General features: G+C 74.7%; 12 protein-coding genes. 6 read left to right on the plus strand and 6 right to left on the minus strand.

Annotation, left to right across the window (positions count from 1 at the left end):
* Positions 1–235 precede the first annotated feature (235 nt).
* Both MTQ10_RS21300 and MTQ10_RS21305 read left to right on the plus strand, forming a co-directional pair.
* Positions 236–559: a hypothetical protein gene (locus MTQ10_RS21300; RefSeq protein ID WP_247470720.1), complete on the plus strand. Its 324-nt coding sequence runs from the start codon at positions 236–238 to the stop codon at positions 557–559.
* Positions 560–821: 262 nt separating this feature from the next.
* Positions 822–1,361 (plus strand): ATP-binding protein, encoded by a 540-nt coding sequence (locus MTQ10_RS21305; protein ID WP_247470723.1) that lies wholly within the window; start codon positions 822–824, stop codon positions 1,359–1,361.
* Between the two features lie 269 nt (positions 1,362–1,630).
* On the opposite strand, the gene MTQ10_RS21310 is transcribed toward MTQ10_RS21305, so the two are convergent.
* From MTQ10_RS21310 to MTQ10_RS21320, 3 genes are read right to left on the minus strand one after another with little or no spacing between them, the layout of a single operon-like run.
* Positions 1,631–4,192, minus strand: a complete 2,562-nt coding sequence (locus MTQ10_RS21310; RefSeq protein WP_247470727.1) for an ABC transporter permease — start codon at positions 4,190–4,192, stop codon at positions 1,631–1,633.
* On the minus strand, positions 4,189–4,938 hold the full coding sequence (locus tag MTQ10_RS21315) for an ABC transporter ATP-binding protein (RefSeq protein WP_247470731.1): 750 nt from the start codon (positions 4,936–4,938) through the stop codon (positions 4,189–4,191). The genes MTQ10_RS21310 and MTQ10_RS21315 overlap by 4 nt, the downstream gene beginning before the upstream one ends.
* Positions 4,935–5,225: an SHOCT domain-containing protein gene (locus MTQ10_RS21320; protein ID WP_247470773.1), complete on the minus strand. Its 291-nt coding sequence runs from the start codon at positions 5,223–5,225 to the stop codon at positions 4,935–4,937. The genes MTQ10_RS21315 and MTQ10_RS21320 overlap by 4 nt, the downstream gene beginning before the upstream one ends.
* Positions 5,226–5,421: 196 nt before the next feature.
* Between MTQ10_RS21320 and MTQ10_RS21325 the strand changes: the two genes are divergently transcribed.
* Complete coding sequence (locus tag MTQ10_RS21325) at positions 5,422–5,994, plus strand: TetR/AcrR family transcriptional regulator (RefSeq protein ID WP_247470734.1); 573 nt, start codon at positions 5,422–5,424, stop codon at positions 5,992–5,994.
* Positions 5,995–6,040: 46 nt separating this feature from the next.
* A complete protein-coding gene (locus tag MTQ10_RS21330) occupies positions 6,041–6,625 on the plus strand; it encodes a DUF4865 family protein (RefSeq protein WP_247470737.1) in 585 nt (194 codons plus the stop codon).
* Positions 6,626–6,686: 61 nt separating this feature from the next.
* Here the strand turns inward: MTQ10_RS21330 and MTQ10_RS21335 are convergent, their stop codons facing one another.
* Both MTQ10_RS21335 and MTQ10_RS21340 read right to left on the minus strand, forming a co-directional pair.
* Entirely contained in the window at positions 6,687–7,106 is a 420-nt protein-coding gene (locus tag MTQ10_RS21335; RefSeq protein ID WP_247470740.1) for a PPOX class F420-dependent oxidoreductase, read from the minus strand.
* A gap of 47 nt (positions 7,107–7,153) precedes the next feature.
* Positions 7,154–8,044, minus strand: a complete 891-nt coding sequence (locus MTQ10_RS21340) for an NAD(P)-dependent oxidoreductase (protein ID WP_247470744.1) — start codon at positions 8,042–8,044, stop codon at positions 7,154–7,156.
* A gap of 74 nt (positions 8,045–8,118) precedes the next feature.
* Here MTQ10_RS21340 and MTQ10_RS21345 point away from each other — a divergent pair, with 74 nt between their 5' ends.
* Positions 8,119–8,703, plus strand: a complete 585-nt coding sequence (locus MTQ10_RS21345) for a TetR/AcrR family transcriptional regulator (protein ID WP_247470747.1) — start codon at positions 8,119–8,121, stop codon at positions 8,701–8,703.
* Between the two features lie 133 nt (positions 8,704–8,836).
* Positions 8,837–9,604, plus strand: coding sequence for an SDR family NAD(P)-dependent oxidoreductase (locus MTQ10_RS21350; protein WP_247470767.1), 768 nt, complete (start codon positions 8,837–8,839; stop codon positions 9,602–9,604).
* Positions 9,605–9,656: 52 nt separating this feature from the next.
* On the opposite strand, the gene MTQ10_RS21355 is transcribed toward MTQ10_RS21350, so the two are convergent.
* On the minus strand, positions 9,657–10,901 hold the full coding sequence (locus MTQ10_RS21355; protein ID WP_247470770.1) for an ROK family protein: 1,245 nt from the start codon (positions 10,899–10,901) through the stop codon (positions 9,657–9,659).
* Between the last annotated feature and the right edge of the window lie 142 nt (positions 10,902–11,043).

Consider the following 11,043-nt stretch of genomic DNA (forward strand, 5'->3'; position numbering starts at 1 on the left):
GGGCCGGAGAGGGGGCCCGGGTCCAGGGGGGCGCATTCGGGCGAATGCCTCCACGGCGACGGGACGAGGCGACGTACGCACTGGTGCTCCTCGCCGTCCACGGGCAGACTGCACCGCACCGGGGCACCCCGGACCACCTGGGTGCACCCTGGACACGAGACCCGACGGGACGCCGTCCGGGCGGCAGCTCCGGGCGGCACACCCGCGACCCACGCGCACAAGGGGGCAGGGCGGCATGGCGGAGCCGGAGTTCACGGCCAAGGGCGTGCGGATCGGCAAACGACTGCGCTCACTCACCCGGGCCGGGCAGGTCCGTATCAACGGCGGCAGGCTGGAGTTGCTCACCAGCTACGGCAGTGAGATCGACAGCGCGCCCGTGCAGGCGGTCCGTGCGTCGCGGCCCTGGTTCGCGCCGGAGGACCGGGCGCTGGCCGATCTGAACGGCAAGCGCTACCTGCTGACCCTGGGCGACCACGACCCCGCTCCCGGCGAGCCGGGGCCGCCCGCCGCGCGGCGGTTCATCGAGGCCGTACGCAAAGCGGCCGGGCGGGGCGGATAGCGCCGGCGCCCCGGGCGCGGTGCGCGCCGCGCCGGACGTGACGCCCGGGCCCGGGCCGGGCCGGGGGCGCCGCGAGTTGCGGGAGCCCTGACGCTGGTCCACGCTGGTGTCACGTCACTGAGGGTTTACCGGCGATAACGCTGCGAACCAGCCCGCCGGCCACGACAGCAGGCGGCAGTTCCACGCAGACGTCCTGCTGACGATCCGTTGTTCGTGTTCTTCCGGACGTCCATCCAGGACCTCACGTCGGGGAGTCGCAGCCGTGATCAGCAACCCACGCAGGCACTGCACGGTGGAGCTCCAAGCCCTGCCGTCGCGGATCGGCCAGGTCCGCAGAATCGTATCGGCGCAGTTGCGCTACTGGCATCTCGATCCCCTGATAGACCGCGCCGCGCTCGGTGTGACGGAGCTGCTCAGCAACGTCCACCGGCATGCCCGGCCCGACAAGACGTGCACGGTCGAGATGGAACTCCTGCTCGACCGGCTCACCGTCTCGGTGCGCGACCACGATCCGCGTCTGCCCGTCCTGGCGGACGCCGAGCCCCTCGACACCTGCGGGCGCGGCCTCGCGATGGTTGCCGCCGTCAGCGAGAGCTGGGGCGTACGGCCGGACGGCGACCAGGGCAAGACGGTGTGGTTCACGCTGCCGACGAGCACGCCCGCGCCGGCCCGGCCGGCCCGCGCACCGCGCATCGTCACGGCAGAGCCCGCACCCCGGCTGGTGGAGGTCGGCGCCGTCAGCCATACGGCCGACGACCTCGCCCCCGCACACGCTCCCGCCCGGTCCGCCGTTGTCGGCTGACCGGGCGGTGACGGTTTACAGGGCGCCTCCAGGGCACCGACCGTTGGCTCGGGATGCGGCCCGTCGCTTCGGGGACGCCGGCCGTACGCTCGGGATGCGGCCCGTCGCTTCGGGGACGCCGGCCGTACGCTCGGGATGCGGCCCCCGCCCCGCGGACGCCGACCGTTCGCTCCGGATGCGGCCCCCCGCCCCCGGGGACGCTCACCCGTCGGCTCCGATGAGCCGTCGGCCCCGCGAAGAGGCGTGGCTGCCTGCCCCCGCAAGGCGGTTCACTCCGTCGCGACGGCCCTCAGCACGTCCAGCCGTGCCGCCCTGTGCGCCGGCCTCAGGCTCGCCAGTGCGCCCGCCGCCAGACCCACCAGGGCCACGACCGCCAGCCGGACGGGCGGCAGGGCGAAGGCGAACGCGCTGTCGGAGGCGCCGTCGGAGGCCTCGACCAGGACCCAGCCGAGGAAGGCCCCGAGGCCCAGTCCCCCGGCGGTGCCGAACGCGGCGACCAGCAGGGACTCCCAGCGGACCATGGCGCGCAGCTGGGCGCGGGTCTGGCCGACGGCCCGCAGCAGCCCGAGTTCGCGGGTGCGCTCGTGGACCGCCAGGGTGAGGGTGTTGGCGATGCCGAGCAGGGCGATCAGCACGGCCAGGGCGAGCAGGGCGTAGACCAGGGTCAGCATCATGTCGATGCCGCGCGCCGAGGACTGCGCGTACTCCGCGCGGGTCTGCACCTCGGGGTTGCCGAAGCGGGCCGCGACCTGCTCCACCGCGGCCTTGCCGTCGGCGGTGCTCACGCCGTCCGCGAACGCGACGGCGACGAGGGTGTCGGCGTCCTGGGTGCGGTGCGGCGCCCACGCGGCGCGTGTGATGACGTACTCGCCGGCGAGTTCGGACCGGTCGTACAGCGCGCGGACGGTGAACGGCAGCGTGCGGCCGTCGGTGAAGGTGAGGCGCGCGGTGCCGCCGAGGGTGAGGTGCTGCCGTTCGGCCTCGGTGCGGTCGACGGCGAGGCCGTCGCCGCCCAGTGCGCTCAGGTCGCCCTGGACGTCGCCCAGGTCGAAGGTGCGCCGCAGCGCGGCCGGGTCGGTCACGGTCAGGGCGCGTCCGTGTCCGTCGACCTTCGCCACACCGCGGCCCAGGCCGACCGCGGTGTCCACCTCGGGCAGCCGTTGCAGCGCCGGTGCCAGGGCGGGGCTGAGGCCGCTGCCGCCCGCGCCGAAGGACGGGGTGCTGACGGCGACGTCGCCCGCGAAGGACCGGGAGACGGTCTGGTCCATGGTCGCCTTCAGTGAGGCGCCGAAGACGGTGAAGAGGGACACCACGGCCACGCCGATCATCAGGGCGCTCGCGGTGGCCGCCGTCCGTTTCGGGCTGCGCAGGGCGTTGCGCCGGGCGAGGCCGCCGGTGACGCCGCGCAGCCGGTCCAGGGGTGCGCCGAGGAACCGTACGACGGTGGTGGAGGCGACCGGGCCGAGGACGACGAACCCGGCGAGGGCGAGGGCCGCGCCGCCGCCGGCCGACCACAGGGACGGCGTGATCAGGACGCCGGCCAGGGTGAGGGCCACGGCGAGGGCCAGCATGCCGGCGCCGGTGACGGCGCGGGTGCGGGAGGCGCCGGAGGTGTCGACGGACGTCTCGCGCAGCGCGGCGAGGGGGGCGGTGCGTCCGGCGCGCAGTGCGGGTACGAGCGCCGAGGCCAGGCACACCACGATGCCGACGGCGAGCGGGAGCAGCAGGGACAGGGTGCCGATCACGAGGGTGCCGTCGGGGAAGGGGAAGCCGATCGCGGGGAACAGTGCCTGGAGCCCGGCCGCGATGCCGATGCCGCCGGCGAGGCCCGCGGCCGACGCGGTGACGGCCACGGCGGTCGCCTCCGTCAGGGTGGACGCGGTGATCTGGCGGCGGGCGGCGCCGAGGGCGCGCAGCAGGGCGTTGTCGCGGGTGCGCTGGGCGACGACGATCGCGAACGTGTTGTGGATGGAGAACGTGGCGACGAGGAGGGCGACGCCGGAGAAGACCAGCAGGAAGGTGGTGAAGACGGAGAGGAACTGGGCGGAGATCTCGTCGGTGCTCTCCTGCGCGGACTCGTCCCCGGTGATCGCCTCCACTCCGGCAGGCAGCACGGAGGTGATGCGGTCGACCAGTTCCCGCCGGTCGATGCCCGGTTCGGCGCGGACCTGGATGCTCGCGGCGCGGCCGGGCCGGGCGGTGAGGTACTTCTCGGCGTCGGCCCGGGTCATGCCGGTGAAGGTCACCTGCGCCATGCCGTCCTCGCCGCCGAAGGTGGCCAGGCCGACGATCGTCACGCGGACCGGGTCGGGGGTGCGCAGCGTGGTGGTGTCGCCGATGTGGAGGCTGCCCTTCTTCGCGGCGCCCCGGTTGACGACGACCTCGCCGGAGGCGCGCGGGGCGCGGCCCTCGGCCAGGCGGTAGGGGTTGAGGCCGGGGTCGGTGATCCAGTTGCCGGCGAGGGTGGGCGGGCCCTGCCCGCCGATGGGTTTGCCGTCGGCGCCGACGAGTTGGCCGGCGCCCTGGATGTTCGGGGCGGCGGCGGCCACGCCGGGCACGGCTTCCACGGTGCGGACGAGGGCGGTGTCGACGGGCTGTCGTACGCCCTGCGCCTCGCCCGGTGTGGTGATGGCGTCGGCGCTGCGGACCACGGCGTCGGTGCCGCTGGTCGCGTCGGCGAACATGGTGTCGAAGCTCGCCTTCAGCGTGTCGCCCATGACGAGGGTGCCGGTGAGGAACGCGACGCCGAGGAAGACGGCGAGGAACGTGCCGGCGAAGCGGCGCCGGTGGGTGCGCAGGGAGGTCAGGCCGAGGCGGACGGAGGCATTCATGAGGGCACCTCCAGGGCTTTCATCCGGTCGAGGATCCGGTCGGGGGTGGGGTTCTCCATCCGGTCGACGAGACGGCCGTCGGCGAGGAAGACGACCTCGTCGGCGTGGGCGGCGGCCACCGGGTCGTGGGTGACCATGACGACGGTGCGGCCGGTGTGCCGTACGGTCCGGCCGAGCAGGCCGAGGACCTCCTCCCCGGAGCGGGAGTCGAGGTTGCCGGTCGGCTCGTCGGCGAAGACGACGTCGGGGTGCGAGGCGAACGCCCGCGCCACGGCGACGCGTTGCTGCTGGCCGCCGGAGAGCTGCGCGGGCCGGTGGTGCAGCCGGTCGCGCAGCCCGACGACGTCGACGAGGGCGTCGATCCACTCCGGGTCGCCGGGGCTGCCGGCGAGGTCGAGCGGCAGGGTGATGTTCTCGGCGACGGTGAGGGTCGGCACCAGGTTGAAGGCCTGGAACACGAATCCGACGCGGTCGCGTCGCAGCGCCGTCAGACGGCGGTCGTCGAGGGTGCTCAGATCGGTGCCGCCGATCCAGGCGGAGCCGGAGGTGAGGGTGTCCAGTCCGGCCGCGCAGTGCATCAGGGTGGACTTGCCGGAGCCCGACGGGCCCATGATCGCGGTGAAGCGGCCGGCCGGGAAGTCGACGCTCACCCCGTCCAGGGCCCGTACGGCGGTGTCGCCGGCGCCGTACACCTTCACGGCGTCGACGACACGTGCCGCGGTGCGTGCGGCGGTGACGGTGGTCATGCCGCGCCTCCCTTGCCCGTACGGCCGAACTGCTCGTCCAGGACGGACAGCCGGCGCCAGTACTCGTCCTCGTCGATGTCGCCGGCCGCGAAGCGGCGGCCGAGGAGGGTGATCGGCGAGTCGTCGGCGGCCGAGGGCCGTCCGCCGGGGCCGGGTCCGCCGCGGCGGCTGCGCCAGACGGTGCGGCGCAGCAGCGTGACGACGCCGAGGACGACGGCCGCCCAGATCAGCGGGAGGAACAGGATCCACGGGCCGGGTCCGCCGTCCCAGTGCGCGAGGGTCTGCATCTCGGTCATCTCCTTGACTGCTCGTGTCCGGTGATGAGTCGAGACTCCCGCCGCGAGGGGTGCCGGGTCGTCGTACGGCCAGCGGCAGTGTGCGTACCACGCGGGGAGTACGCGGCAGGGCCGCGGCTGCTCCCGAGTCGCCCGGTGTCCCGCACCCTTGCTGTCCCTACTGGTATGCACATCTGTACCTACAGGTATGTACAGTCGGGGCATGAGCACAGCGGACCGGCTCGTCGAGGCCACGCGGGAGCTGCTCTGGGAGCGCGGCTATGTGGGCACCAGCCCCCGGGCGATCCTGGAGCGGGCGGGCGCCGGACAGGGCAGCATGTACCACCACTTCAGGGGCAAGCCCGATCTCGCGCTGGCCGCGATCCGGCGCACCGCGGAGGCGTTGCTCGCCCAGGCCGACGAGGTGCTGTCCGGTCCGGGCTCGCCGTACGAGCGCATCGAGGCGTATCTGCGGCGCGAGCGCGACGTGCTGCGCGGCTGCCCGGTCGGGCGGCTGACGATGGACCCGGACGTCGTCGCGGACGACGCGCTGCGGGCGCCCGTGGACGCGGCGATCGCCCGGATCAGGGAGCGGATCGCCGGACTTGTCGAAGAGGGCAAGGCACAGGGGCAGTTCGCGGCCGGGCTCGACGCCGGGGAGATCGCCGCACTGATCGTCGCGACCGTGCAGGGCGGGTACGTGCTCGCCCGCGCCTCGGGCTCCCCCGAGGCGTTCGACGCCGGGGTGCGGGGGCTGCTCGCCCTGCTCCGCCCGGAGTAGCGGCCCGCCCGCGCACGGCATCTCTCTTCGCCTCGGGAGGCATTCCTTGCACGCCATGCAGTACGAGATCACCCTGCCCGCCGACTACGACATGGGCATCGTCCGGGACCGGGTGGCCCGCCGGGGGCATCTGCTGGACAACTGGCCCGGCCTGGGTGCGAAGGCCTATCTGGTGCGGGAGCGCGGGGTGCACGGCTCGCCCGTCAACGCGTACGCGCCGTTCTACCTGTGGAACACCGGCGAGGGCATGAACGCCTTCCTGTGGGGCGGTGCGTTCCAGGGTGTCGCAGACGACTTCGGGCGGCCCGCGGTACGGCAGTGGAGCGGGCTCGCCGTCGAGGACGGCCCCGCCGTCGGCTCCCCCGCCGCGCTCGCCGTGCGCCGACGGGAGCCGGTGCCGGACGGGGTGGTGCTGTCGGAGGTGACGGCGGGGGCCGTGGCGGAGGCGGGCCGGCTGGCCCGCGAGGACGGCGCGCTGCTCGTGGCGGCTGCCGTGGACACCCGGAACTGGGAACTCCTGTGGTTCTCCCTGTGGGCGCACGACGCGCCGAAGGCGGAGGGGGACGTGTTCCGGGTGCTGCATCTGTCGGCGCCGGGGCTGGGGGCACTGCCGCGGGGGCGGCAGTGGTGAGTGCCGCCCGCCCGGTGCCCGGCGGCGCGCGGTCGCGGGAGCCGGGCGGGCGGCGCCGGTGTCAGCCGACCTGGTCGCTGTCCTTGAGTTCGCCCCAGCCGTGCCAGCGGTCGATCTCGATCCAGGCGCTCACCCGCGCGCGGTCCCGTCGGCCGTAGGGGTTGCCCGTGTAGTGGCGGGCGATGCGGTCGGCGTCCTTCAGCCCCTCGTCGTCGTACATCTCGACGACCCGGCCGACGAGGCTGACGTGGGTGTACCAGTTGTCGCCGTCGAGGACGGTGAGCGTCACGCGCGGGTCGCGGCGCAGGTGTCCCAGCCGGACACGGCCCTCGTCGAGGCTGATCAGGACGCGGTCGTCGTCCCACACGTACCAGGTGGGCGTGGAGACCGGTGTGCCGTCGGAGCGCAGGGTGGCCATGACGCAGGGGTTGGGCCGGCCGAGCAGTTCCACGGCCTTCGGGGGCAGGGGCGGTCGGGACATGCGGGTCTCCTTGTCCTCGGGCGGGCTTTGCCGGTGAGTCTGTCCTCTCAGCGCGCGGTGTGCTCGTCGAAGCTGGCGAAGTAGGCGGCGGCCATGTCCTCGCCGGCGTGCCCCTGTGCGGCGGCGCGCTCCATGCGGGCGGCGCTCGCGGAGGCCACATCGAGGGTGACTCCGTTCGCCTCGCCGGCCGCCACGATCAGGCGGGCGTCCTTGGCCGCGGTCGCCACCGCGAACTGAGGTGGCGTCAGCCGGCCGCCGAGGATCAGGTCGGCCTTGGCGTGCAGATAGCCCATGTCGAGCGGGCCTCCGGCGATCAGTTCGAGGAACCGTCGCGGATCGACGCCGAGCGCCTCGGACAGGGCGAGGGTCTCCCCCGTCGCGGCGGTCGCCGCGAGGACCCAGCTGTTGGCGACGAGCTTGAGCCGCGTCGCCCCGCCTTCGGCGGCGTCCTCGCCGGCCCAGACGGTACGGGCGCCGACCGCGTCGAACACCGGGACGACCTTGGCGCGTTCGGCGACGGGCCCGGCGGCGATCACCGTGAGCTGCCCGGCCTCGGCGGGCTGCCGGGTGCCGAGGACGGGGGCGTCGAAGAACACCAGGTCGTGGTCGCGGGCGAAGTCCGCAAGGCCGGGCAGGGAGGCGAGGCCGGCGGTGGTGGACTGCACCCAGGCGGTGCCGGGCCGCAGCGCGGGGGCCGCGTCGCGCATCACGGCGAGCGCGGTGTCTCCGTCGTAGAGCATCGTCACGACGACGTCGGCGTCCCGCACCGCCTCGGCGGGGCCGGCCATGACGGTCGCCCCGTCGGCGGCGAGCGGTTCGGCCTTGGCGCGGGTGCGGTTCCAGACGCGGACGGTGTGTCCGGCGCGGACCAGGTTGCGGGCCATGGCGGCGCCCATGATGCCGGTGCCCAGGACGGCGACGGTGAGGGTGTCGGACATGCGGTGGCTGCTCCTCGATGCGATGACAGGGCCGATTATTGACCGGTCGTTCTCGAAAAGACTATCGTCGAGACATGGCCCGCACCAAGGAGTTCGACCCCGACGCCGTCCTGCGGTCGGCGCTGGAGCTGTTCTGGGAACGGGGTTACGAGGCGACGTCCATGGCCGACCTGGTGCAGCACCTGGGCATCGGCCGCGCGAGCATCTACGCCACCTACGGCAACAAGCGCGACCTGTACCTGAAGGCGCTGGACCGGTACGGCGAGCTGCACTGCACACCGCTGACGCGTGAACTGTCCGAGCCGGGGCCGGCGTTGCCCGCGGTACGGGCGGTGGTGCGCCGGTTCGCCACGGAGGCCGCCGACGACACGTGCCGCGCGCGCGGCTGCCTCGTCACCAACACCGCCGCGGAACTGGCCCCGCACGACCGTGACGCCGCCCATCGCGTCGAGCTGAGCTGGACCAACCTGGAGACGCTGCTGCACTCGGCGCTGCTGCGCGCCCAGGCGCAGGGCGAGCTGCCAAAGGAGCGCGATCCGCGGGCCCTCGCCCGCATGCTGCTGGTGCTGTTGCAGGGTCTGCGGGTCGTCGGCAAGGCCTCCAGCGACCCGGCCAGGGTGCGCGACGCGGCGGAGCAGGCGCTGACGCTGCTGGACTGACGCGGGCCGAGCGGCAGCGGCGGCACGCTCCCGGCTGTCATTCCCGCGCCCCGTTATTTGACTGTTCGATCCAGAATCTCTGATCCAGTACGCGGGAAGGACCGACGCTGGTCCTCCCCGGAAGGGAGACCTTGTGTCCGGCAACCGCTTCTCCGGCCGCGCCGTCCTCGTCACCGGCGCCGGTACCGGGATCGGCCGGGCCGTCGCGCTCGGTTTCGCCGCCGAGGGCGCCCGGGTCGTCGTGGCCGGCCGCTCCCGGGCCCCGCTGGAGGAGACCGTGTCGCTCGTCGAGCGGGCCGGCGGAACGGCTGCGGCCGAGGTCGCCGACGTCAGCCGCGCCGACGAGACGGAAGGGCTGGTGGACGCCGTCGTCGGACGGTACGGCTCGCTCGATGTCGCCGTGAACAACGCGGGCGTCTTCCACGGCGGCCGGCCGCTCGCCGAGCTGCCGGAGGACGACTGGCGCGCCCTCCTCGACATCAACGTCACCGGCGTGTTCCTCGCCCTGCGGGCCGAGGTGCGCCGGATGCGCGCCCAGGCGGGCGGCGGCGCGATCGTGAACATCGCCTCGGTCCTGGGCGGCCACCGGCAGGCGCGGGGCGCGGTCGCCTACGGCGCGAGCAAGGCGGCCGTGGCCGCGCTCACCCGGGGCGCGGCCCTGGAGTACATCGCGGACGGGGTGCGCATCAACGCGGTCAGCCCCGGCCCGTCCGACACCCCGATGTCCGTGCGGCCCGGGGAGACCGAGGCCGAACGCGACGCCCGGCTGAAGGAGCAGTCGCCTCTGGGCCGGGTGTCGTCCACCCGGGAGGTCGCCGAGGCAGTGCTGTATCTCGCGTCCGACGCCGCGGCCTCCCTGGTGGGCACCGACCTGGTGATCGACGGCGGGGCCGCGCTGTAGGCGAGAGACCGGCAGGACGCCCCGGGCGAGGGCGGGCGGTGCCCGTACGGCCTCAGCGGGCCCCGAGTGCTCCCAGCGGATCGTCCAGCACGGGCTGCCACGCCAGTTCCGCCGCGCCGACCAGACTGTTGTGGTCGAGGGAGCAGGCGAGGATGGGCACCCCGCCGCTGCGGCCCCACAGGCTGCGGTCGGCGACGACCGCCCGCAGCCGGCCCGGATCGGCGTCCAGCAGGGTGCGGTGCAGACCGCCGAGGATGATCCGGTCCGGGTTGAGGATGTTCACCAGCCCGGCCAGGCCCAGACCGAGCCGGTCGATCAGCGTACGCACGGCCGTACGGACCGCCGGGTCGTCGTACTCGTCGCGGATCAGCTCCTTGGCCTGCTGGAGCAGCGACATCTCCGGGCCCGGCTCACGGCCGGCGGTGACGAGCAGCGCCAGCGGGTCCGCCTCCACGTCCAGGCAGCCCCGGCCGCCGCAGTGACAGGGCCGGCCCTCCGGGTTGACGGTGAGATGGCCGACCTCCAGGGCGAGGCCCGCGCTGCCGGTGTGCAGCCGCCCGTCCAGCACCAGCGCGCCGCCGACGCCGCGGTGCCCCGTGGCCACGCACAGCAGGTCGCGGGCGCCGCGCCCGGCACCGTGCCGGTGCTCGGCGAGCGCGGCGAGGTTGACGTCGTTGCCGGCGAAGGCGGGGCCGGGGATGCCGGCCGCACGCACGCACTCGGTGAAGATCTCCCGCACCGGGGCGCCCACCGGCCAGGCCAGGTGCAGGGGGTTGAGGGCGAGCCCCTCCGGTTCGGCGACCGCCGACGGCACGGCGAGCCCGGCACCCACGCAGCGGCGCCCGGTCTCGCGCAGCAGCCGCGCACCCGCCTCCACCACCGAGCCGAGCACCTTCGCGGGGTCCTCGTCGACGGTCTCGCAGCCGGGCGCGGTGGCGACGATACGGCCGCCGAGACCGACCAGCGCGGCGCGGAAGCCGTCGGCATGGACCTGGGCGGCGAGCGCGACCGGCCCGTCCTCGGCCACGTTCAGCCGGTGCGAGGGCCGGCCCTGGGAACCGGACGGTGCGCTGGGCCGGGCGTCGACGCGGATCAGACCGAGGGCCTCCAGCTCCGCGGCGACCGCGCCGGCGGTGGCCCGGGTGACGCCCAGCTCCGCGGTGAGGACCGCGCGGGTGGGTGCCCGTCCGGTGTGCACCAGTTCCAGCGCGGGCCCGAGTGCACCGCGTCCCCGGTCCAACCGCGCTCTGGGGGTGGTCCCTTCCCCCGCCGGCCGGGGGTCCGCCTTGCCGCTCATGAGGGCGAGTCTCCCATGATCCGCTCCCGCGGTGACGCGGCGGACCCGCCGGACCGCCCGGCCGGGGGCGCGCACACCCACCGCGCCGGGGCCCACGGCCGTGCGGCGCCCCAGGGCCTCGCCCGCGCCCCCGCTCCGCCCC

This window comes from Streptomyces sp. XM83C (assembly GCF_023072675.1).
Lineage (GTDB): Bacteria > Actinomycetota > Actinomycetes > Streptomycetales > Streptomycetaceae > Streptomyces > Streptomyces thermocoprophilus.